21 protein-coding genes are annotated in these 24,149 nt (G+C 40.2%); 15 read left to right on the forward strand and 6 right to left on the reverse strand.

Annotation, left to right across the window (positions count from 1 at the left end; genetic code table 11):
* From ACULLH_RS12000 to ACULLH_RS12025, 6 genes are read left to right on the forward strand one after another with little or no spacing between them, the layout of a single operon-like run.
* Window positions 1-1,056, forward strand: a complete 1,056-nt coding sequence (locus tag ACULLH_RS12000) for a type III polyketide synthase (protein WP_454088988.1) — start codon at window positions 1-3, stop codon at window positions 1,054-1,056.
* A 15-nt stretch (window positions 1,057-1,071) separates the two neighbouring features.
* Window positions 1,072-1,845, forward strand: coding sequence for an SDR family oxidoreductase (locus tag ACULLH_RS12005; protein WP_454088989.1), 774 nt, complete (start codon window positions 1,072-1,074; stop codon window positions 1,843-1,845).
* Window positions 1,845-2,309 carry a 3-hydroxyacyl-ACP dehydratase FabZ family protein gene (locus ACULLH_RS12010; RefSeq protein WP_454088990.1) on the forward strand — a complete coding sequence of 155 codons (465 nt, stop codon included), beginning with the start codon at window positions 1,845-1,847 and terminating at the stop codon, window positions 2,307-2,309. The genes ACULLH_RS12005 and ACULLH_RS12010 overlap by 1 nt, the downstream gene beginning before the upstream one ends.
* Complete coding sequence (locus ACULLH_RS12015) at window positions 2,299-3,570, forward strand: beta-ketoacyl-[acyl-carrier-protein] synthase family protein (RefSeq protein WP_454088991.1); 1,272 nt, start codon at window positions 2,299-2,301, stop codon at window positions 3,568-3,570. The genes ACULLH_RS12010 and ACULLH_RS12015 overlap by 11 nt, the downstream gene beginning before the upstream one ends.
* Window positions 3,571-3,588: 18 nt before the next feature.
* On the forward strand, window positions 3,589-3,840 hold the full coding sequence (locus ACULLH_RS12020) for an acyl carrier protein (protein WP_454088992.1): 252 nt from the start codon (window positions 3,589-3,591) through the stop codon (window positions 3,838-3,840).
* A gap of 17 nt (window positions 3,841-3,857) precedes the next feature.
* Entirely contained in the window at window positions 3,858-4,283 is a 426-nt protein-coding gene (locus ACULLH_RS12025) for a hypothetical protein (protein WP_454088993.1), read from the forward strand.
* Between the two features lies 1 nt (window position 4,284).
* On the opposite strand, the gene ACULLH_RS12030 is transcribed toward ACULLH_RS12025, so the two are convergent.
* Window positions 4,285-4,800 carry a YceI family protein gene (locus ACULLH_RS12030; protein ID WP_454088994.1) on the reverse strand — a complete coding sequence of 172 codons (516 nt, stop codon included), beginning with the start codon at window positions 4,798-4,800 and terminating at the stop codon, window positions 4,285-4,287.
* 305 nt (window positions 4,801-5,105) lie between these two features.
* Between ACULLH_RS12030 and ACULLH_RS12035 the strand changes: the two genes are divergently transcribed.
* Window positions 5,106-5,435 carry a hypothetical protein gene (locus tag ACULLH_RS12035; RefSeq protein WP_454088995.1) on the forward strand — a complete coding sequence of 110 codons (330 nt, stop codon included), beginning with the start codon at window positions 5,106-5,108 and terminating at the stop codon, window positions 5,433-5,435.
* A 104-nt stretch (window positions 5,436-5,539) separates the two neighbouring features.
* On the forward strand, window positions 5,540-6,457 hold the full coding sequence (locus ACULLH_RS12040; protein WP_454088996.1) for an EamA family transporter: 918 nt from the start codon (window positions 5,540-5,542) through the stop codon (window positions 6,455-6,457).
* Between the two features lie 37 nt (window positions 6,458-6,494).
* Here the strand turns inward: ACULLH_RS12040 and ACULLH_RS12045 are convergent, their stop codons facing one another.
* The gene (locus ACULLH_RS12045) at window positions 6,495-8,717 is read right to left on the reverse strand and encodes a DUF5916 domain-containing protein (protein ID WP_454088997.1); all 2,223 of its coding nucleotides are present in this window, start codon (window positions 8,715-8,717) and stop codon (window positions 6,495-6,497) included.
* An 89-nt stretch (window positions 8,718-8,806) separates the two neighbouring features.
* Between ACULLH_RS12045 and ACULLH_RS12050 the strand changes: the two genes are divergently transcribed.
* Window positions 8,807-9,364, forward strand: coding sequence for a DUF4251 domain-containing protein (locus ACULLH_RS12050; RefSeq protein WP_454088998.1), 558 nt, complete (start codon window positions 8,807-8,809; stop codon window positions 9,362-9,364).
* Between the two features lie 6 nt (window positions 9,365-9,370).
* On the opposite strand, the gene ACULLH_RS12055 is transcribed toward ACULLH_RS12050, so the two are convergent.
* On the reverse strand, window positions 9,371-10,105 hold the full coding sequence (locus ACULLH_RS12055; protein WP_454088999.1) for a LytR/AlgR family response regulator transcription factor: 735 nt from the start codon (window positions 10,103-10,105) through the stop codon (window positions 9,371-9,373).
* A 74-nt stretch (window positions 10,106-10,179) separates the two neighbouring features.
* The gene (locus tag ACULLH_RS12060; RefSeq protein ID WP_454089000.1) at window positions 10,180-10,689 is read right to left on the reverse strand and encodes a hypothetical protein; all 510 of its coding nucleotides are present in this window, start codon (window positions 10,687-10,689) and stop codon (window positions 10,180-10,182) included.
* Between the two features lie 324 nt (window positions 10,690-11,013).
* Between ACULLH_RS12060 and ACULLH_RS12065 the strand changes: the two genes are divergently transcribed.
* From ACULLH_RS12065 to ACULLH_RS12075, 3 genes are all read left to right on the forward strand, one after another.
* Complete coding sequence (locus ACULLH_RS12065; RefSeq protein WP_454089001.1) at window positions 11,014-16,050, forward strand: BspA family leucine-rich repeat surface protein; 5,037 nt, start codon at window positions 11,014-11,016, stop codon at window positions 16,048-16,050.
* Window positions 16,047-16,754: a hypothetical protein gene (locus ACULLH_RS12070; RefSeq protein WP_454089002.1), complete on the forward strand. Its 708-nt coding sequence runs from the start codon at window positions 16,047-16,049 to the stop codon at window positions 16,752-16,754. The genes ACULLH_RS12065 and ACULLH_RS12070 overlap by 4 nt, the downstream gene beginning before the upstream one ends.
* 196 nt (window positions 16,755-16,950) lie before the next feature.
* Window positions 16,951-18,150 carry a PQQ-dependent sugar dehydrogenase gene (locus ACULLH_RS12075; protein ID WP_454089003.1) on the forward strand — a complete coding sequence of 400 codons (1,200 nt, stop codon included), beginning with the start codon at window positions 16,951-16,953 and terminating at the stop codon, window positions 18,148-18,150.
* Between the two features lie 66 nt (window positions 18,151-18,216).
* Here the strand turns inward: ACULLH_RS12075 and ACULLH_RS12080 are convergent, their stop codons facing one another.
* Together ACULLH_RS12080 and ACULLH_RS12085 are read right to left on the reverse strand one after the other, a co-directional pair.
* Window positions 18,217-20,622, reverse strand: coding sequence for an ABC transporter permease (locus ACULLH_RS12080; RefSeq protein ID WP_454089004.1), 2,406 nt, complete (start codon window positions 20,620-20,622; stop codon window positions 18,217-18,219).
* Window positions 20,623-20,692: 70 nt separating this feature from the next.
* Window positions 20,693-21,544, reverse strand: coding sequence for a chromate resistance protein ChrB domain-containing protein (locus ACULLH_RS12085; protein ID WP_454089005.1), 852 nt, complete (start codon window positions 21,542-21,544; stop codon window positions 20,693-20,695).
* Between the two features lie 131 nt (window positions 21,545-21,675).
* Here ACULLH_RS12085 and ACULLH_RS12090 point away from each other — a divergent pair, with 131 nt between their 5' ends.
* Genes ACULLH_RS12090 through ACULLH_RS12100 form a run of 3 tightly spaced genes read left to right on the forward strand, consistent with a single transcriptional unit; the run spans window position 21,676 to window position 24,093 of the window.
* Entirely contained in the window at window positions 21,676-22,260 is a 585-nt protein-coding gene (locus ACULLH_RS12090; RefSeq protein WP_454089006.1) for a TetR/AcrR family transcriptional regulator, read from the forward strand.
* Window positions 22,257-22,763, forward strand: a complete 507-nt coding sequence (locus ACULLH_RS12095; RefSeq protein WP_454089007.1) for a hypothetical protein — start codon at window positions 22,257-22,259, stop codon at window positions 22,761-22,763. The genes ACULLH_RS12090 and ACULLH_RS12095 overlap by 4 nt, the downstream gene beginning before the upstream one ends.
* Before the next feature lie 10 nt (window positions 22,764-22,773).
* A complete protein-coding gene (locus tag ACULLH_RS12100) occupies window positions 22,774-24,093 on the forward strand; it encodes an alpha/beta fold hydrolase (RefSeq protein ID WP_454089008.1) in 1,320 nt (439 codons plus the stop codon).
* Window positions 24,094-24,149 lie beyond the last annotated feature (56 nt).

Consider the following 24,149-nt stretch of genomic DNA (forward strand, 5'->3'; position numbering starts at 1 on the left):
ATGGAGCAAGTGCGCATGGTAGCTGTCTCAAAACAGTTGCCAAAATATAATAGAAAAACCTCGGACATCATCCCATTTGTCAATCTTTGGCTCTCAGGACAAGAAGATCGCTTTCGAAGGAAGGTGGTAAAGATATTTGAAGGAGCGGATGTAGATCATCGTTATGGAATTATGGATATCGAAGAGGTTTTTACGGCAACCTCTTTTGAAGAAAAAAATGATATCTACGTTCGAGAGGTAAAACAATTGGGCGAGCAAGTACTGCAGAAAGCATTGGACAAGGCCAGTTGGGAATCTGATTCTATTGATTTCATCATTACGGTCAGCTGTACCGGTGTAATGATTCCTTCACTGGATGCGTATCTCATCAATGCGCTTGGACTTCGTCAGGATATTGTAAGACTTCCTGTGACCGAAATGGGCTGCGCCGCAGGCGTTTCCGGATTAATTTATGCTACTAACTTTCTTAGGGCGAATCCTGGAAAGCGCGCAGCAATTATTGCTGTTGAAAGTCCGACCGCCACCTTTCAGCTCGATGATTATTCGATGGCCAATATGGTAAGTGCCGCAATTTTTGGAGATGGGGCCGCTTGTGCACTGTTGTCCTCAGAAACTAACCTGAATGGACCTAAAATTCTTGGAGAGGAGATGTACCATTTTACCGATGCCACACATCTTATGGGCTTTGATTTGACCAATACCGGATTAAAAATGATTCTGGATCCAGCAGTTCCAGAAGTGATTTCGGAGCACTTTCCAAAAATCATCCATCCATTTCTTGAGAAGCACAACACTTCCATAGAAAATGTGGACCATTTGATTTTTCACCCTGGAGGCAAGAAAATTGTTCGGACAGTAGAAGAATTGTTCGGTAAATTGGGAAAGAATATTGATGATACACGAGAAGTGTTACGGGCATTTGGGAATATGAGTAGCGTAACGGTGCTTTATGTACTGGAACGCTTTTTACAGAAGGATATTAAAGCCGGGGAGCAAGGTCTGATTCTGAGTTTTGGTCCTGGATTTTCGGCACAACGCGTGTTGTTGGAGTGGTAATAGACACGAGCATTAATGGATAAATGGGCAATAATAATTGGGGGAAGCAGTGGCCTTGGATTGGCAACCGCACAAAAGTTTGCTAAGCATAACTTCGGGGTGATTGTGTTGCACAGGGATAGAAAAACAGACATGGAGGAAATCCAAAAGCAGTTTCAAGATATTGCTAAAAAGACCTCGAGATTTCACAGCTTTAATGTTGATGCCCTCAACCCGGAAAGGCGAAATGAAGTGCTCCAAAGCATTAAGGAGTTGATTGGAAAAGAGAAGATAGGTGTACTTGTACACAGTCTGGCCAAAGGAAACCTTAAACCGATGGTTGCTGATGGCGAAAGTACTTTGGACAATCAAGATTTTCATTTAACAATTGATGCCATGGCCATAAACCTGTACGATTGGGTAAAAGCATTGATGGATAAAAAATTGTTTTCAGATGATGTGCGAATAATGGCGTATACCAGTGAAGGAAATAGTAAAGCTTGGAAAAGCTACGCAGCTGTTTCCGCAGCCAAGGCTGCTTTAGAGGCCATAGTCCGGAGTATCGCCCTGGAGTTTGCGGATTTGGGAGTTAAGGCTAACTGCATTCAAGCAGGAGTTACCGATACCAAATCGTTCCGGATGATACCAAATAGTGATATATTGAAGGAGGAGGCGCTGAAAAGAAATCCCAACAAGCGACTTACAAAACCTGAAGATATTGCAAATGCGGCCTACCTGTTGTCCACCGATGAGGCAAAATGGATTACAGGGACGGTTATTAAAGTTGATGGAGGGGAAAGTTTGCAATAATGGTTGATACGAATAAAATATACTCCCGCTTGCCCTATACCGAACCCTTTCGTTTTGTGGATGAACTGGAACATGTCGATGAAAATTCGGCAAGGGGAACTTATACGTTTGAGGAGACTTTGGAATTCTATAGAGGTCATTTTAAGGACAAACCGGTTACGCCCGGGGTTATCTTGACAGAGTGTTGCGCCCAAATAGGCTTGGTTTGTCTTGGCATTCATTTATTGGATAACGACAGTGAACAGGCCATGGATGAGGGAGAGATGCAAATCGCACTATCCAGCTCAGAAATGGAATTCTACCTTCCTGTTTTTCCTGGGGAAACGGTAAAAGTGGTATCAGAAAAAGAATATTTCCGTTTTAACAAACTTAAATGTAAGGTAAAAATGTTCAATGCGGAACAGGAATTGGTTTGCAAAGGAATCTTAGCGGGTATGATAAAAATGGGGGCTCATGGAAAATAGGGTGGTAGTCACAGGAATGGGGGTTTGTGCACCTAATGGAGTTGGAATTCCCGAGTTTACAAAAAGTCTAAAAGAACAGCTAAGCGGCATACGATTCCAACAAGAATTATCTGAACTTAATTTTTCATGTCAAATAGCTGGTAAACCGGATATTGACAACACTAATTTAAATGAATACTTTACTAATGTTCAGTTGAAAGGATTGAATGCAAGTGGATTGGTCTATGGCGTAATGGCCGGGAGAGATGCGTGGCAAGATGCTGGACTGGAACTAGCCAACAAAGAAAACCCTGACTGGAATAGTGGAATTATTTTCGGAACAGGAATTTTAGGGGTCGACAAGTTTAGGGAAGCTATTTATAAAGTGGACGAGGGGAGCGTAAGACGTTTGGGCAGTACTTCGGTTGTTCAGACCATGGCCAGCGGTATCAGCGCTTATTTGGGTGGAATGTTGGGCTGTGGAAATCAAGTGACAACCAATTCATCTGCTTGTACCACTGGAACCGAGGCTATCCTTATGGCCTATGAGCGGATAAAATCAAACAAGGCTACGAGAATCCTTGCTGGCAGTTGTGGGGATAGTGGACCCTATATCTGGGGTGGCTTTGATGCTATGCGCATACTTCCCAGAAATTTTAATGACAATCCTGAAAAGGGGAGCAGGCCCATGAGCGCTACTGCAGCTGGATTTGTCCCAGGTAGTGGTGCCGGGGCTTTGGTGCTGGAATCTTTGGAAAGTGCACAACAACGTGGTGCAAAGATCTATGGGGAAATCATTGGAGGGTCCATCAATAGTGGGGGACAGCGAGGAGGAGGCTCCATGACAGCACCGAATAGCCAAGCGGTGATCCGATGTATAAAAGAGGCCGTTTCAGATGCCAACATAGTCCCAGAGCAACTGAGCGCTATCAATGGACATTTGACAGCGACTACCAAAGATGCTGTTGAGATACAAAATTGGAGCTCAGCCCTTGGTTTAGCAGGATCAAGTTTCCCATACGTCAATTCCTTCAAAGGTCTGATGGGACATTGTTTGGCAGCTGCAGGAAGTATCGAATGTATTGGGACGCTGCTTCAATTTCAGGAAAACCAAATTTTCGGGAATGTGAACTGTGAGGACATTAATCCTGAAATTCTTCAAGTGGTGGATGTTTCCAGAATCCCGCAAAAAACTTTGAGCATCACACCTAAAATTATAGCAAAAGCAAGCTTTGGCTTTGGAGATGTAAATGCCTGTGTTATTTTTAAAGCCCATAGTTAAGGTTACAACCAAATAAGAATGCAAGAAGAACGATATCAAAAATTAAAGCAAATAGTACAAACCTATTTACCAGATGACGTTGCCGCCGAATCCATCAACATCAATAGTAACTTTACCCAAGAGTTGAATATCAATTCAGCTAACCTTGTGGATATCGTTTTGGATGTTGAAGATGCCTTCGATATTATGCTCGAAAATGAGGATATGGACGGGATGCAAACCGTAAAAGATGCTTTGAATATTATAGATGCCAAGATAGCTGACAAATAAAATCACACCATAAAATTATGAAGGACTTTTTGGACTATGCAAAAGGAAAATTATCAGTTGATAAGCGTCTTATTGCTATCTATTGTATCGTTTATTTTCTCTGGGGGATGGGTATGGATTGGTTTGGAACCCAAGTTGAGATTGCCAAGTTCACCTATTGGTGGCAAGTAATTAGCTGCTATATTTTTTATATGGTGCCCATATCATTATTATTGCGCGGTCTACCATTTCATGCGCAATACGCCTATGGATTGGTAGCCATGGGATTGCTGGAATTTGGCGGCTATGCTTTGGGGACTTCATACGCCTTTCCCGATAATATACTAGATCATTTTTTCAATATCAGGAATTTCAGTTTGGGAATGGCGCTGTTCTTTGCACTCTACTTTCCTTTGGGAAACTGGGGAGTAGGAAAAATACATTCAGCTCTTTTCGGGAGATAGATTATTTTAAATCAAAAATCATTTTCACCTTCACCAAATTATCTTCCCGCTTTTTCTTGATTTTGATGCCATAATCGATAGCATACAGCGAAGTATTGCCAATCAACTGATTTTGGTTTCGTGTAAATGTTATGGTTATAGGTTTTGATGTTTCCTTAATGGTCAAATCACCGGTCACAATCAGTTTATCACCTTCTAAAAGCGTCTTGGTACTTCGGAAGTGAATTTTTGGAAAGTCATTCACATCAAAATACTTGCCTCCGCGTAAGGACCAATTGCGAAGGCCATTGTTGGTATCCAGTGTTTTTGAAACCACCGAACCTTGAAAGACTGAATTTTCAAGATTATCCAAATCAATTCTGGATGTGGATTCGAAACCTGAAAACGTTCCCTTTACCTCTTTTGAAACAAAGACAAACGAGATTTCCGCATTGGTAATTTCGACTTTTTGTGATTGAATGCCGGTAGATGTCAGTAGTAAAACGAATACGGCAAAAAAAGTAGTTGGAAGCTTCATAGTTTCACAAATTCAGAATGATTACTTGGTCATTAACATACTAAATAACTTACGATTCTACCAGCACAAGCCATTTTGTTGAACCTTTGGTTCATTTCAAAAAATCCATTTTCCAGAGATATGCTCATATTGCCGTGCTCGCTCGTTTAAATTGTAAACTTTTGATTACTAAAGTGTTATTTAATCCTACCGCCAAGGTACTTGCAGTTTTGAGGTTAAAATTAGCGTTAAATTCGTGGAAAATTGTAAGATAATTAGTAACTTAAAGGAGTGTTTTAATGGTTGGGGGCGTTAAACAAAACGGAATGGGAAATGTAACTCAAAAAAATAAGGCCAAAATCCAAGAGTTGTTGATTCGGATGGATAGAAACCATACGATTATCCAGACCTTGTCCAAGAAACTAAACTCATACACTTGTGAGCCCCATGATTCTTCTTGTTTTGAAAAATTCTATGCCCTAAAACATAGTTTCAAACAGTTCGACCTTAACCAAAATCGTATCATGGATTTGCTTAAGAAGAAATCTGACATGGTAAGTAATTTGGAAACGGAGATCAAAGAGCATCTAAAGCGGTTTGATGAACTGGAAAAAGGCATGGCAGCTTACTTATTGGCCACCAATAAATATTTTTAAGAGAACATTGTTTGGTTTCTGCGAAAGTTTGAATAAAACTTGAAGCATCTATTTTCTACTCCTTCAAACATCCGTAATATTGTATGCATCAATCAGACAATGTTATGAGCAAGTCCTCAAACACAACTTTGATAATCCTGGCCTTCTTTGCCATTTACGTGATATGGGGATCTACCTACCTGCTCAATAAGATAGCAGTATTGGAACTTCCACCCTTTATGTTGGCTTCATGTCGGTTTACCACAGCTGGGATTTTGATTTTTGTTTTGGCAAGAATCATGGGCATTAATCTTTCCATTACCAGAAAGCAACTGATAAATACCATTATCGCAGGATTTTTGTTCTTGAGCTTTGGCAATGGGGTAGTGGTCTGGGCATTAAAATATGTGGACACAGGCTTCGCTGCCCTGGAAATATCCGCCCAACCACTTATAATTTTGTTGTTGATGTGGATTTTGCAAGGAAAAAAGATTCAACCCATGTCCATTATCGGGGTGATATTAGGAATTGTTGGAATCTATCTGCTGGTGAGCCAAAAGCAGATTATAACCCAAGAAGGGTCCATCATGGGAATGATCATGATCTTCGTCTGTATGTTGAGTTGGGGTTATGGAAGTCTTTTTGTAGCAAAAGCGGATTTACCATCCAACTATTTTGTGAACACAGGATATCAAATGTTTACTGCTGGAATAATCTTGGCCCTGATGAGCTTTGGATTTGGAGAGGAGTGGGCGTCCCCTGTGGATTGGAGTACGGAGGTTCAAGTGGTAATGGTTTTGCTGGTGATTTTCGGGAGCATTTTGGCGTTTACCTCGTTCAACTATCTTTTAAAGTCCGTTTCTCCGGAAAAGGTGGCCACATCCACCTATGTAAACCCAATAGTGGCGCTTATTTTAGGATGGTATTTTTTGGGAGAAAAAATCACCATGCAATCGGTGATTGCAGCCGTAATTCTTCTAACGGGCGTTTATTTTATCAATACAAAGAAGAGCCTTGCCATTTTCGCGCGGTTTAAAAGATAGCTAAGACAGGACTCTCCAGTTTTGTTTTCCGGGTAATCTAATTGAGTATATCTATTCGATGTGTATACTTTACGGTAATGATCTGATTGTTCAAAAGGTCCAGATCGTTATCATCCTTAACGATATTAAAGACCACAAAAAGACCGGTATTGGCATTTTGAAGCCATCCAAAGCGTATGTTGGCCGAAGTGATTTCAGATACATTGTTTCGTTGGATAAGGCTCTGGAGGAATAACCTTGGCGTGAACGAGTAAGACAAGCGCAAACCACCCACAAGTGCTGTTAGGTTTCCAGTGTCCAATTGAATGTCACTATGACTAAATATGAGTGAGGAATTAAAGCGATCTCCTATTCGATATCTAGCCGTACCGCTGTTCGTAATACGTTTTCCATTAAAATATCCTCCGATGAGCGTTCGTGTATCCAACGAAAAGGCGTTGTTCGGATTGGTGATGAGTATAAACTGTAGTTCTTCATTCTTATAATTACCAATCGGCACAGTAACATCCGAAATATTGAAATCCTGGAGTACTCTTTCAGTTGTAAAGTTTATCCCCGTATGTATTTCGAAACCACTTTTAAATTCCCAATGATTGTCAACGTGCAAAAATCCGGTGACCAGCTCATCATCGAAATTCCAATAGCCTCTGTAGGAGACATGGGGACGCATTTCCAATAATTGTCCTCCATTTTTTAAGCGATGTGCTTTCCATATCAAAAATTCCGGTTTGCGAAAGGCCGTACGTTGTAAAAAGCCCACTTCTGGATTAAATCCCTCGCCGACCTCGGTATATCCTGCCCGCAAATCCCATCCATTCCAGTTGTATCTTGCCAAGATTTTGTAGGCATGGTCATCATCTTGAATGCCTGGAGTTGTGCTTTTGGCAATGAAACCATTGATCTCGGCCTTGTTTCCGATTCCCCATTTTCCATCCATGGCGTATACCCGGTTATAATCATTATCCACATCGCCAAGCCCGGACCTATTGATGAAAATTCCACCTAGCGAAGATCTGGTTCCTTGAAAGTCATGATTCACCCTGGCCACTGAAAAATTGTTCTTTTGGATTCCGGCCAAATCCACATCATCCGTGAACATACTCAACAAACCTACATTGGTTTGCCCTACTTTTCCTGATAGTCTGGCACCACCGATAATGGGTACTAGACTTCCATCATTACCAATACCGATCCTTCTACTAAAAAAGAGGTCGACCTCGCCTGGGCTTCCCACACTAAACTGTCCCGCGTTTTCCAGAAAGAAGGCCCGCTTCTCTGGAAAAAAGAGATTGAATCTGTCCAAGTTTACTTGCTGGTCATCAACCTCTACTTGTGCAAAATCGGTGTTATAAGTGAGGTCCAATGTCAAACTTGGAGTAATACTGTATTTGATATCGGCGCCAACTTCAAAATTGGTATCTGTCTCACTTGGTGAAACAGACTGGTCATTCACAAATTGGCCCAAAGCATACGGAATCAATTTTAGATTACCGGGATTCTTCAGGTTGAGACCATTGAGCTCACCCGCCATCGAAAGCCGCTTCATATCAAAACCTAGTGGGAGGGAGGTCCAATATGCAGTTTCTGTGTTCTTGCTGATGTTTCGTCTAAAATTAAGTCCCCAGGTCCTATTTTTTCCAGGGGCGAAACGCAGAGATCGAAAAGGAATGGCGAACTCTGCACTCCAGCCATAGTCTCCCAGTTGTGCTTTAACGGTCCATGTGGCATCCCAATTTAGGTTTGTCCCTCCAATTACACCTCCCTGCTGCCTATTGGTATTAAAGTTTCCAATTCCCTCGTTGTCAATTTGTGCATCATATTCCATTCCTTGCGCATTGGTTCCAAAAAGGAATCCATTTTGCCGGTCGTGATAGGTGTCAATAATGAACAAAAAACTGTCCTCATCATTAAGACTGGCATCGCGACGCGAATCGGAGACCACAATATTGGCCGCATCGGTATCATAGCAAATAACCGAAACATAAAAGGTGCTGGCCGTATAGGCTATGCGTATTTCTGTCTTTTCGGATACTGGTTGACCATAATTGGGTCGTATTTGGATTAGATTTCCAATGGCCGGAACACTTTGCCAAACGGGATCATTCAATATTTCGCCATCAATTTCTGGACCTTGGGGAATCTCCGTTGCGGAGTATTGTGGTGTGGTGCGAACTGAATCTCGTTCAGAGGTTTTTTGTGCTGATAATGAAACAACGGATAAGGCTGAAAAAAGGACAGCGCCGCGAAGCAGGACTTTCATAAATGTTGGCTGGGTTATACGTTAAAGATACAGTTAAAATCGGAAATTGTTTGAAGATCATGTATCTTGTATAGGCTGAAAAAAAAGCTATGTCGATATTCAAGAAATTTTCATTTTTCTTTTCTCTATTGATTTTGGTCGGTTGTGGCTCCGGTAAACAAATGGCCCCAACTGCCGCTCAAATAGAAGGTTTAAATTCGTTGGTTTCGGATAAGTCTTTTGTGATCAATGTTATTTCCGCTAGACCTTTGGCGACCGGAACGATAAGTAGAGTTGCCAATGCCGGTCTGTTGCCACAGGGAAGCACTGTCAACAGAATTGACCTTACAGGCAGCTCAAGCTATCTCAGGGTTTTTAAGGATAGTGTTTCTGCGGATTTGCCGTACTACGGCGAACGACAAATAGCTGCGCCGTACAATTCCAATAGAACTGGTGTTCAGTTTGATGGCGTTCCCAAGGATTTCGAAATTGTTTCCAATGCCAGAACATCAGGATATACTGTCACGTTCAGAATAGCCGACGGTACGGAAGCATTTGATGTCGCTGCCGAGTTGTTCCCTGATTTATCAAGTACCATTAATATCAACAGTACACATAGAACTGCTATTTGGTACAATGGAGAGGTTGAAAAGTACGATTCTGAGTAAGTGTGGTTACCAGTTTATTGGTTTAAATGACTGCCCGATTTTTAAACGTATTCCGGAATTGAGGATAAGGTATTCGTCTCTTCCTTGCTTTTCCTTGGACTTTATTTGACTTTTATTTACAATGTATTTTCTGTGGATTCGAACAAAACCTGGCCCTAATGTTTTGGCAAGTAAGCCTAGTTTTTCGCGCTTTATAAAAGCTTCATCGGATACATAAAAGTTTGCATAGTGGCCATCTGCTTCAATCCAATCCACACTTTGCAGTTCGATTGTCAATTTTTTTCGCCCCTTGAACACATCGATGGTCTGGACCTTTCTTTTCGTAAGATGAACATACACTGCAGATCCAAGCAGCATCAATAAATGATAGAGCGCCTCTCTCCCAAAATAGTAACGGGCATATTCCATATCAACAAAATGGTCAAAATAACCAAGTGCGTGGAGGACGATATTCGTGATCAAATAAAAAAGGAATAGGCTAACAGGTATCAACCCTATAATCAACCCCCAATACCATTTACCATACTTTTTATGTAGCTCAATTTGGATTTTCAAAGAAATGGCAACCACAGGGATGAAGAACAGCACCGAAACACAGAGGTAAAGTATAGATACCCATATACTATAGCTGTCGTGATTGCTATACCGTATCACATTTTGGACCAAGGTAATCGCAAAAACCACGATCAAGATAATGGTCGATATATACAAGAACCTTCTTTCGTTTCTAAGAATTAGCACGCGCTGGAGTTTAAAAAGAGAACATGTAAGTTACCAAATATATCCCATTGAATTAAAACCAACGGTCTTCAATATTATCCAAAAACTCCTTTGAACATCTTTTCCGTCAAACCTTGGTATCGTAGCCATGCTGCCAAGTCTTTACGGCCGCCAACTTCCGCGTGATGCAGCAGGGTAAACCCATGAGGTCCTGGGGCATTCAAAAAGTTTGGGTAGTCCGAGACCCATTTTTTTATAAAATCATCATAACCCAAAAAAGCATAGTTAAAGATGTCAAGTCTTGCGCCCCTACTTACCAAGAAGTCCGCAATATCCTTTCTGCCCATATGGGATGCACCGCCAACGGCTGTTTCAAAGTCCCCCTTTTTGAATTGACTCGTGCAGTTCAATAAAAGAGGATACCTGTCAAGTATTTTTTTGGTTTCTTCCAGACTTTTATGCGCAGAGAAAACAAATTCCAATATTAATTCCGAATCAAAAAGATCTTCTTGACCGCTTCCTGTAGCTGCTTTAAGAGTACCCGGGCCCAATACCATGACTCCGCCAAAAAGTAAGTTCTGTTTTAGAAAAGTTTTTCTGTTCATTACCGTTCGTTTTAAAATGATACTACAAAAAAGGTTAATTGAATTTTTTAAAATAACATGAAAGTAAGTTTTGTCTTGAACTTGTATGAAAACGTCATGAACGTTTCAGATTTGTCTTTCTGGATAAATGTAATAGCTAAGTAGGGTCTTAATAATCAATTGATAGCCTCTGCCCGCTCAGAATTTAAGTTGCATTGATTCCTTTGTGGATAAAACAAGTGATTATGTCTAAACTTCTTACAAAATGCCAATAAATTGAATTACAAATATTTTTTTTGTTACTTGTGCATTTTCCAAATAATAACAACCAATTCAAACCTACTTATGAAGAGATTTTTACTGTTAGCCATAATTCTTTTTACTTCACTCGGAACGGGATACGCCCAATGGCAACAAACCAATGGACCTACGGGTGGTTCAATACGTGAGATAGTTCAAGTAGGTTCTGTCCTCATTGCGTCATCGGGTAATGGAGGTATTTATAGGTCGATCGATAATGGAGATTCGTGGCAAGCGAGCAATAGCGGGTTGCCAATGAACACAGGAATTAATGCACTGGTTACATCGGGAGATAATCTCTATGCGGCTGTTACATATAGTGGAATCTATAAATCTACTGATGCCGGTGAAAGTTGGGAGGATGTAAACATTACATTTAATGATACTTTTTATACCTTACTTGTTGATGGCCCCAATATTTACGCTGGCAATGCGAATGGTGGAATCTCATATTCCAATGACGGCGGCTTAAACTGGTCCTACGTCGGGGGAGATATTGCAAATGTTCAATTTCAAGATTTTGAAGTATACAATGGAAAGGTTTATGCCGCTGGGAGACCTACTTTATATGAATCCTCCGATAACGGAGCCTCTTGGCAACAAATTGCTATTCCAGGCTTAAGCCCAAATGGACTGAGGGCTTTGAACGCTACTGACGATGTATTTTATGCCGCCAATGATGGAAGTGTTTTTATATCCGATGACAATTTTGCTAGTTGGAGTCAAGTTTCCCTGACTGGAGGGAGTACTATTGTTGAACTTATAAATCATGAAGGTCGAGTTCATGCAGCAACTAGTTCAGGGCGATATTTTTATACGGATAATCAAGGACTAAACTGGACACAGGCCCAGAATTCAAATACCAATAGTTTTGTAAACTATTTGTTTTTTGCAGGTGGAAAAATATTAATGAGTACCACAGAGGGGATTTATGAATCTTTGGATTCTGGAGTTTCTTGGTCCTTGTCCAATGAAGGAATTCTAAATGTTAACATCAATGCACTTTATGGTTATGATGATACCTTGCTAGCCGGCACCAACAGTCAAGGAATCTATAGGTCGAAAGATAACGGAGAATCATGGACCAGGGTAAACAATGGTCTTGACGCTATTAATTCTTGGACGATAAATGAAATCATCGAAGTTGGAGGGAATACCTATATAGCCACTGGAGGGGGTATTTATGAATCTTCCAATGAGGGAGACAATTGGATTAGAAAGTTAGACCCAGGTCTAAATAATGCCACTGATGTTTTCGGATATGATAACGGTGTGTTCGTAACGGGTCCATCTCCCTCGGACACAGGAATATATTTATCCACTGATAACACAGATACTTGGAACACCTTGGAGATTGATGGTCTTAACCAAGGGACATCTTTTACAAGTATTTTAATCCAAGGAAATACCATAGTAGTTAGCACTGCGGATGCTGAAATGTACATAACACAAGATTTGGGAGCTTCATGGGACAATATTACCATTCCCAATGGATTTTATTATACCTATAACCTAAAATTGGTGGAGGGTAAGCTTTATGCTGCCACTGCTAGAGGGCTTCTGGTGAGTGAGGATTTGGGGCAAAACTGGTCTTTTGTACATTTTGAATTTATTCCGGTACACGACGTAGAAATTAGTAGAGGAAGAATTTTTGCTGCGACCCGTGATGGTTTTTTTATGACCTCAGAAAATAGGGACTCCTGGTATAGTCATAGCCCTGGTATAGGCCTTCAGGCTCTTGACAAGTTGCTGCTAAAGGGAGACGAAATATTTGCAGGGGCTTTCGCCTCTAGTGTTTGGAAGCTCCCAAGAGCAGAAGCTTTACTTCCGCCAACTCCTGGAGCTTTTACAACAACTTGGAAAACAGATAACCCCGGAGTTTCCGCGGATGACCAGATTACTATTCCGACTTTTTCGGGTGAATCTTATAACTATACCGTTGATTGGGGTGATGGTACTTTCGATACAGGCGTAAACGGTGACATTAACCATACCTATGAAGTTCCGGGAACCTATCGGATTGAAATTACTGGAGAATTCCCAAGAATTTATTTTGCTGGTTTCATTGGAAATGAAAGTGACGTTGATAAAATTTTATCCGTGGATCAATGGGGCAATAACATCTGGAGTTCTATGGAGAATTCTTTCATAGGTTGTACAAATTTGGATGTAAAAGCTTTTGATGCCCCTAACTTGACCATTGTAACCTCCATGAACAATATGTTCTCTAGATGCAAATCCCTGGTTGGCAACGTTTCTTTTAATCTCTGGGACGTAAGTAATGTAATCCGAATGGGGTCCATGTTTTCAGGGGCAACGCCATTTAATCAGCCCATTGGAGATTGGGATGTTAGCAATGTTATAAATCTGGCCGGTATGCTTGGGGGCCTATCGCATTTTAATCAAGATATCACCAACTGGGATGTAAGTTCAGCCACTACTATGGAGTCACTGTTCAACGGAGCTTCTAGTTTTAATCAAGATATTAGTGGATGGGATGTGGGAAATGTACAAAACATGGCAGGAATGTTTTTTGTAAGCACATCTTTTGATCAAGATATAAGCGGATGGGATGTGAGCTCGGTTAGAAACATGGAGTCTATGTTCAACGGAGCCGTTCTGTTTGATCAAGATTTAGGTGATTGGAGTATTGGCTCAGCGACCAATATGAAATCTATGTTCCAGGGAGCAATTAATTTTAACCAGGACATAGGTAATTGGGATACTTCAAGTGTGACCAATATGGAATCAATGTTCAGAAATGCTAGTGGATTTGACCAAGATTTGGGTCTGTGGAATGTGACCAATGTTGAAAATATGACTCAAATGTTCCAAGGCTCTGGGCTATCTCAAAATAACTATGATACTATTTTAGTAGGTTGGGGCCAATTACCTTCGCTTCAGAACAATGTGCGATTTGACCTTGGGGGTGTGGAATATTGTTCAGGGGAAGTCTCAAGGAAAAGAATTATCGATAACTATGGCTGGATCATCACTGATGGCGGTAAAAATTGCCCTTTTATCACCACCTGGAAAACAGACAATCCTGGAGCTTCAGAAAATAACCAAATCACGATTCCCACAAATATTGGAAACACATATTCCTACACAGTGGATTGGGGAGATGGCACTTCGGACACAAATGTAACCGGCGATATAACGCACACTTATTCGGCTCCTGGAACGTATCAAATATCCATCGACGGGGATTTCCCCCAAATTCAGTTTATGCAACAAGGGGATACAGAAAAAATCTTAAGTGTAGACCAATGGGGAAGTATGGCATGGGAATCCATGGAATGGGCATTTGCGGGATGTTCAAACCTTGATGTAAAAGCTATTGATTTACCTAATCTTTCTGCCGCTACTTCGTTGGCTACGATGTTTGTCGCTTGTGAGGAATTAATAGGGACATCAGCTTTTGAGGATTGGGATATCAGTACCATCACAAGTTTAAGCAATATATTCAGGGATGCTTCCAAATTTAATATGGACATAGGAAAATGGGACACATCCAATGTTACCATAATGACATCGGTTTTCGAAGGTTCAAGTTCATTCAATCAGGATATAGGTTCTTGGGATGTGGCAAATGTTGAAATAATGTTTTCCATGTTTTACAGAGCTTCTACTTTTGATCAAGATATAGGTTTGTGGAATGTGGGCAATGTTAATAGCATGACACAAATGTTTGCCGCGGCGAGCAGCTTTAACCAAAATATAGATGCATGGAATGTTTCCAATGTCTTGACAATGGATGCCATGTTCAGTGGAGCGGCTTCATTTAATCAAGATATTGGCTCTTGGGATGTGAGCAATGTTACCAGTATGAATGTAATGTTTGCGCAATCCTCTTTTAACCAAGATATCAGTGGATGGGATATAAGTAACGTCAACAACACTGGAGGAATGTTTTTAAGGGCGTCTGAATTTAATCAAGATATTGGAGTGTGGGATGTAAGCAACGTTACGGACTTGAACTCAATGTTTAATGAGGCATCTTCGTTCAATCAAGACCTTTCTGGTTGGGATGTGGGGAAAGTTACAGACATGAGTGGTATGTTAAGTGACTCTGGACTGTCCTTGGATAATTATGATAAGCTGTTGATTGCTTGGAGTCAATTACCAACCCTTGAAAATGGAGTGGCTATGGGTGCAGATGGTAGGCAATTTTGTGCGGGGGAAGAAGCAAGACAAAGTTTGATTGATGATTACGGATGGGTGATTTTTGATGATGGAAAAATTCCATTATGCAATGAAGATAATGACAGTGATGGAGTTTTAGACCATTTGGACACTTGTTTGGATACTCGGGAAGGGGTAGAGGTAAATGAAAATGGATGTGAGAGGATTGCCATTGATGCGATTTTGGTTTACGCAGAAACTCCAACATGCGTGGGTATGGCAAATGGCAAAATTGAGATTTCTACGGTACTCGATTCCCATATTTTTGACATTTCAATAGAAGGTGAAAATTACTCCAACAATTTCTCCAATATTTCCCTTTCGAAACCTTTATCCATTGAAGATTTAGCAACAGGTGATTACAGTATTACGGTTACCATACCTAATATACGCTATGAACAGGTCTATGGAGTTACGATAAATGAGGTGAATTCAGTGACAGGTAAAAGAGAATCACTGGATTTTCAAAATAAAACTGCTGTTTATCAAGTTTCAGGAAGTTATGAATATACGGTTGAGCTCAATGGAAAAATAAGAAATTACCGGTTTGAATCATCTGGCGAGAATAGTATTTTAATTACCAAATTAGACGCTCAAAACACTATCTCCATTTCTGGAAAAAGTGATTGTCAGGGTAAAATTTTCGATTCTTTTTCATTCTCTGAGGAATTGCATTTATATCCTATCATAAGTTCTAGCAATGTAAATATCGGAGGATATTACCAGAACACTTTATCAGTTAAGGTTTTCGATTTAACTGGTAGGTTGGTTTTGCAAAAGGAAATTATTCAAAATGAGAATGCGTTCATAAATGTACAATCCTTGGAGGCTGGAGTTTATCCGGTGCAGATAACATCCAATGGACAGACCCAAACCTTTAAGATTATCAAAAAATGATGGGAAATATCAGAAATGCTTTTTTTTCAATCTCTTTAGTTGGAATTTTATTTTCATGTGGTGGCTCTGGCGATTCAACCCCGGACCCTGATCCAGACCCTATAGTAGTTAATTTACCTAAAAAAGCGCAAGGTCTTTTGCCGGCTAACGGCGAACCATGTTCAGAATTCCAAGATGTCTCAAGTGAGCCTTCCAAAGCAGAAATCTTTTTTGAATGGACATCAGCAGAATTTGCCGATAGCTACGAGTTAAAAGTGTTTGAATCACAAAATGAAATATTTAGCCAGACATTAAGTGCAACCGAAACTAAGGTGGTTTTGGATAGAGGAAAATCATATTCATGGTCCATTATTTCTAAAAATGATGACGGAGAAACGGCAAGTGATACATTTTCTTTCACCGCCCCTGGGGAACCCATTGGAAATTATGTGCCGTATGCAGCCGAGATTACAGTTGATTTTAATTCCAATTCTTCAGAAATGAATGTTTCATGGCAGGGGAGTGATGAAGATGGGGATGAATTGATGTTTGATGTTACCATAAGCGAAGATGGGGCCATTATAGAGGAACATGTGGACCTTACCGTATCAACTTTGGATCCAATAGCTGTTATTGTGAACACCATTTATGAAATTCAGGTAATAAGCAAAGATGGTGCAGGCAATTTTTCTGTTTCGGAAACAACTGCGGTTTTTGAGGATTAATTATCAAACAAAACACGGTCATTAAACTGTAATTTCTACTTTCAACGTATTGTTTAAGATGGAATAGTATTCGGAATTCTATAAGTTAAATTTCGATGTTTCCCAATAGAGAATGTTATATATCAAAATTTAAGCATTCTTGCGCTAGATATTGGTTTTATTAGGCTAATTTCATAACCTAAAGCAATTTGATGTTATGAATGCATTAAAAAGAAATGTAACACTCCCGAAGCCTTATTTGTTGATTCTTTTATTCCTTTTGATTGGTTCTTGCAACACCAAGAAGGAGCAGAAGAATGATAGCGAAGACCAAATGGCACAATCCGCGCCTGCAGTCGAGCATGAAACCGATTTACCACTTGCCAATTTAAACCTGCCGCCCGGCTTTAAGATCCAGGTGTTCGCCCAAGGACTGGATGGAGCCAGATCTATGGCCATGGGAGATGATGGTACTTTGTTCGTGGGTACCCGAAATGAGAACACCATCTATGCGCTTCAGGATTTGGACAATGATTTTTATGCAGAAAAAATAATGGTCTTGGATACGACTCTTGAGGCACCCAATGGCGTGGCCTTTAGGGATGGATCACTTTATGTTGCAGAGGTCAGTAGATTATTGCGCTATCCAAATATCGAAAACCAATTGTCGAATTTACCTGAGCCTGAGGTGATTTATGATGATTATCCGACGGAGTTCCATCACGGATGGAAGTATATTGCCTTCGGCCCCGATGATAAGTTGTATGTCCCGGTTGGTGCACCCTGTAACATTTGCGAACGTACGGCTGAAGATGAGCGTTTTGCAACCATAACACGAATGGATCCAGATGGTAGCAACAGGGAGATTTATGCCAAAGGAGTCAGAAATACTGTTGGATTTACATGGCATCCTGAAACTGGGGAACTTTGGTTTACCGATAATGGAAGAGACATGCTAGGGGATGACATTCCACCATGTGAATTGAACGTTGCAACAGAAGCTGGTCAACATTTTGGATACCCGTATTGCCACGGAGGAACGGTTAAGGATCCAGAGTTCGGGGACAAATTTCCATGTTCTGATTTTGTGCCTCCTGCGCAGGCCATGGGAGCGCATGTTGCTCCATTGGCGGTGAAGTTTTATAGGGGAGATATGTTTCCAGAAAAATACAGAGACTATGCTTTTGTGGCAGAACATGGCTCTTGGAACAGGTCATCAAAGGTGGGCTACCGCATTACCTTGGTAAAACTTGAAGGAAATAAGGCCGTGAGCTATGAACCTTTTATCGACGGATGGCTTGACGAAGAAAAGCAGGAAGCCTTTGGTAGGCCGGTTGACATGCTGTTTTTGAAGGATGGCTCTATGTTGATTTCAGATGATTTTGGTGATGCCATTTACCGGGTTACCTATAACTGACATTAGGAGATACAACAGCATAATCCTCTGAAAACATCTTAGACATTAATGAAGTTGATTTAAGCGCTACTCTTTGTTTAAAATTTCAATAGGGTTGACGGTGGATGTTTTGTACGCTTGTTTCCAAATACTTATGGTGGCAATTACAACGCTCAATCCTGATGACAGGGCAAATACGGACAAGGACAGATTTTCTTTGAATGAAAACCCTTGTAGCCAATTATGCATTAGCAAATAACTCAAGGGAATTGCAATAATATTTGCGATTACAATCAGTTTGAGAAAATCCCAGCAAAGCATCAAAGTCAGTTGGTTTTCCGGCGCTCCCATAAGTTTCCTAATGCTTATCTCCCTTGATTTCTGATGGACCAAGAACGTGGCAAGTCCAAACAATCCAAGGGCTGCTATTACAATGGAAAGGAATGTAAAGATTTGCAGCGCTTTCCCCAATTTTTGATCCGATGCAAAGTGAATGGCAAATCGTTGATCTAAAAAACTGTAGCCAAACGGAATTTCAGGAAACAATTTTTTCCATGAAGATTCCACTATTTGTATTCCTTGGGCAATTGAAGAAGCCTTTAACCGAATCTGGATTGAAAACGCGTTTTCAGGATTGATTTGTATGACCAATGGATTCATTTCTTGTTTTAGAGATTGAAAGTGAAAATCCTTAAGAACCCCGATAACCCGACTTCGTACTCCTCCGGATTCCAGATACCTGTCCAATGGAGCACTTTTCCATAAAGGATTTGAATTGGAAAATAGCTCTACAGCTGCTTCATTGAGAAGTGTGACAGTTGAATCTGAACTTATGTCTTTGTTAAAGTCGCGACCGTTTACAATTTCAAGATCATATGTTTTAACAAAATCATGATCAGCGTAGATGGACCACAGCGAAACACTTTCATCAGGAGTCATGCCTTCTGGAATGTATCTGGCAGACCACTGTCCCTCATGATCACCAGGAAAAGAAGAAGTGGCAGTCGCAGAAAGGACATCCTCAAATTCAAGAATGGTATTTTTAAACAGTTCCATTTTTAAAGGATTTGAAGCCACCTCTCTTGCACTGCTCAAAATAATTATCTGTTCCTTGTTAAATCCCAGATCCTTATCGACCATGTACTGAATTTGTTTATACACTATGCCCGTAGCACTTAATAAAACAATTGCCAGACTAAATTGAATAACAACAAGAATCTTTCCTGTTCGTCCACTTTTTAACTTACCACCAAACCTGGAGCTTAAAATACTGATGGGTTTAAAAGAGGAAGTAAGTAATGCTGGGTATATTCCGCTGATTATTCCTATTAGTAAACCAATACTAAGAACAACAAGAAGATTAGGCAGTGTAATGGATTCAGGAGAAAGAAAAGTTACTCCAGCAAAATTGGTTAAAAATGTATTGAAAAAGAACAACAGCAGTATGGCGATTACGGTTGAAAATAGCACCAAAATGGTGGACTCAAGGATAAACTGAAGAAACAAATCCGTTTTCCGCGATCCTAGAATCTTTCGTACGCTGGTTTCTTTCAAACGACTTAATGATTGGGCCGAACCAATGTTGGTAAAGTTGATAATGGCCATGATCAGAATCCCAACAGCAACGGCCAATAAAATATAGATTTGCTGATTATCACCTCTAGGTTGAAAGTCAAAATGGATACCATGCGATTTTAGATAGACATCTGTTAATGGCTGCAGGGCAGGAGTGTATTTGTCCGCTAATTGATTACCTCCGTGGTTGACTAGGAAAGATTTTAAATCCCGTTCTACCTTTTGTTGGTTAAAACCATCTTTCATGAGAAAATAGGAGTGTGCAAAATGTGTGCTCCAAGAGTCAAATGCTGTGGGAGCAAAAAAGTTCTTTTTTACGGGATCAATAGGGATAAGAAACTTGAATTGTAAATGTGCATTCTTTGGACAATCTACAATGCCCTCGATCTCAAACGTTACATCAGTTCCCCAGAGGTTTACCTTTAGAGTTTTACCAATAGGATTTTCCCCATTAAAATATTTAACTGCTATTTGGGGCGTGATAACCATTTTATCTGGTTTTCTTAAGAGTTCATTTCTGTTTCCTTGAAGTACAGGGTAATCAAAGATGTCCAAGAAAGTAGAATCAACTCCCAGAAAACCATGTTGTGCATAGATTTCGGAGCCTTTTTTAACCGTAAGTGCTATAGTAATGTTCTGAAAGGATACGACATTTTCAATTTCGGCGATATCTTCCTTCATTTGATTGCCCCATCTATATGGGACTATAGCTGCAGTTCTTTCCTTTGTAGCCGAAGTGAGCCTATATATATTGTCAGCTTTTTTATGGAACTTATCATAGTTTTTTTCATAAGAAACATGCAGAACAACGGCAAAAAATGTTAGGAGTCCCAGGGTAAGCCCTACACCGTTAATTACAGTATAGAATTTTTTGTTCAGGATGTTTCGGAGAGCCGATTTAAACAATAGTTTATACATTGTCTTTTTTCACAAGACTAAAAACTAATACTTGCAATAAATAGAACGAATCTTACTATTGGTATATACTTTACTTTTTGGTCCCTAGGGATTTGTTTTTTCTGTAAAGACTTGGAGGAATCCCCATGTGTTTTTTAAAAATTCTGGTGAAATGACTTTGATCCGAAAACCCGCTTAAATATGCAATTTCAGACAGGGAATAGTTGGTCGTTTCCAGTAAATCAAGAGCTTTTTCTATCCGTAATTTTCGGATGTATTCACCAAAACCAACATTATCAAAATATTTTGAAAACTCTCTTGAAAGATAGGAGGGGTGGACTTGAAGGGTCTTGGATATTTCATTCAAGCTCAAGGTTAATTCCGTATCTATCTGATCTTGGATGATTTCCTTTAGTTCGTTGACCCAATCGGGAATTTTTTTAAGAGTGGATTTTTGCTTGATGAATTTTCGGTAAACCTCCAAAAGAAGATGCTCTTTTGGGTTTTGGCCGTGCTTTTCACCTTTATGATATTTCGCCCACGAATAGAGTGCATCATAAATAAGCATACCCACTTGTAGCAATTCTTGATCATCTTCAATATTGTGGGCTAGCCCTGCCGTAATTGCCCATAATCCCGAGGCTTGCGAGGCCAGGTCATATCTATCCGTATCAGCTGCCCTGACAATTTTGGCTATGGTAAAAACAGCAGGGTCTGTAATCCCATGCTTTTCAACAATGAAATCGAAAGTGCATTGATCTCGATAATGGGTATATTCCACATCCGGAATATCGAATGGCACCGCACCCAATTCAATTGCCTTAGCTTTTACATCTTCGTATTTTACGTAAAAGAATTCGGCTTCAGGGTCAACAAATTTTTTAACAAGCCAGGGGCAGGCTAAACGATCTATTTTTGGACGTTCTCTAGTAATCCATTTCATCGGTCTTCAAAATTTACAAAATAAGCAATTAACGTGCTCGTTCAAATTTTAGAACAGTCAAAGCCTGAAAAACAAAAAAGATTCATATTTCATGGAAATTTTATAACTTACCGAATGAACATTCAGTCATTATGATAAAAACTGTAGATAAAAAGGCAGATTTATTGGAAACCGCCTTAAATCTGTTTGTAGATCAAGGTATTCAAAAAACATCGATGGCGCAGATTTCTGAGACTTCTGGCGTTGCTGTTGGCACCATTTACCATCATTTTAAAAGTAAAGAGGAACTTATTGAAGGAGTATATCTCTATATTCTTGAAGATTTGGGAAGACATATCGCCTTTAATGAGGATGAGGATGCGATGGCTTTCAAAGAACGATTCGCTTTGCTTTGGATGAAAGGTTATGATTATTATACAAAGTATCCCAATCGTTTTCGATTCCATGATACCTATAGCTATTCCCCCTTAATTCCGAACCAGCTTCGGGAAGATGCCCGGGTTTTTTACCAAAACGCTTTTGATTTGGTCGAAGAGGGGATAAGCGCTGGCATTTTCGTGGACATTCATCCAGTGCTGATCATGAGATGGTTGTACAACAGTCTTTCAACCATCATTCAAATAAAGCTAAATCACGAATTCGAAGTGACCGACAAGATGGTCTCAACGACATTGGAAATGGCCTGGCAAAGTTTAACCCATAAACAACAATTATGAGCAGGAAAATAATACAAATTCTATTTATGGCTTCCATCCACGTTGGTGTGGCTCAGCACTCTAAGTATCAAACGGTGGAAGAAACTGTAAACAAAATGCTCGAAATTATATCTGTGGACGTAGGCGAGGAACCCGACTGGAAAGAGTATCGGAACCTGTTCCTGCCAACAGCACAAAAAATACTGTTGAATCCAAAGGCAAAAAATCCTGCAAACAGAGTGCAGTCCTTTACCGTCGAAGAATTCATTCGATACGTAGGCCCGCTTTATGGAAGGGATGGTTTTGATGAAAAAGTGCTTGGTTTAAGCATCAATGAATTCAATGGGGTTGCAAATGTGTTTCAGTCCTATCATGCCAAAAATTTAAAAGGGACTTACGATAAAAAAGGGATAAACAGTTATCAGCTGGTTCGAATGGATGGAAGATGGTGGATCGCCAGTACCACATGGGCCACTGAAACCGAAGAGAACAAGATTCCCGAGAAATATTTAAACAATCTATAAACTTAAAATTATGTCATCAATCAAAATCAGCCTTAGTTATCTTGTACTATTTCTTTCCATCTCATTGACCGCCCAGACCTTGGAACGCAAACCACTGTTGGGTGTTGCTTATGATACCCCGGAGCAAAAACGTTCAGACCGACTACCTGAAGGAGTAGAGGTGAAGTATGTGGTTCCTAAATCTTCTTCTGAAGGTGCCGGACTTGAAAAAGGGGATATTATTTTTTCCTATAACAATGCTGAAATAGATTCCAAGGCTACTTTCAAAAAACTCATTGGCAATCAACGCTCAGGCGATAAGGTCAAAATTAAATTGATTAGGAATGAAAAGGTGATTTCAAAGAAAATGACTTTGACGGAATTTCCAAGAGAATATCACCCGGACTACGAAACGAGCTATGATGCGGTGAATGTGAACGATTATATGATACGATCCATTATCACCACACCAAAATCGGATGAGGCCAAACTTCCGGCTGTTTATATCATCCAGGGAATTGGCTGTGGCAGGGTCGAAAATCCTTTTAAAAATATGAATGGGGTTTCCGATTTGATCACTTCCTTGACCCAAAACGGATTTATTACGATGCGTATGGAGCGCTCTGGGGTGGGGGATAGCCAAGGACCTCCATGCCAGGACATCAACTTTACCACCGACTTGAATCACTTTCAGGCGGGATTGGAAAAACTTAAATCCTATGAAAATGTAGATCAAACCAATGTCTTTATAGTCGGTATAAGTATGGGCGGAATAATGGCACCTCTGCTGGCATCGGAAATTGATGTAAAGGGAATGGTGGTGTATGGTACTGGAGGGAAAGACTGGTACTCCTATGAATTGGAAAACACCTTTCGTCAAGCACGGCTCAGTGGTATTTCCCCAGAAAAATTGAATGCACATATGCAGCGGGAACAACAACGTCTACATTATTTTTTTACAGAGAAGATGACTCCGGATGAAATCAGAAAAATTGATAAAACCATGGGCGATAACTGTGAAAACTACCCAATGCATTACAGTTATTTTCAGGATGTAGCTGATGTGGACACTTATAAAACATGGAGCGAAAACAAAGTAGATGTTTTGGCCATACATGGGAGTTCAGATTTTGTTTCCTCAGGGAAGGAGCACGAACTGATTGCCGAAATGGTCAATAAAAATCAAAAAGGAATCGCAACCTACAAGGAATTTCCCAATGCAGACCATTGGCTTTTGGACACCCCTTCGGAAAAGAGTAGCCTTAACCAGGAGGTTGAAGGAGTGAACGGGAAGCTTATTAAATATATGGTAGAGTGGATTAAAAGTAAAAAAGCCGACGAATCTTTATAATTCAAAGGTTAAATCTGTTATTTTTAAGTGCATTCTAAGTTAGAATTGGCTTTGCC

The organism is Flagellimonas sp. 2504JD4-2 (genome assembly GCF_053642935.1).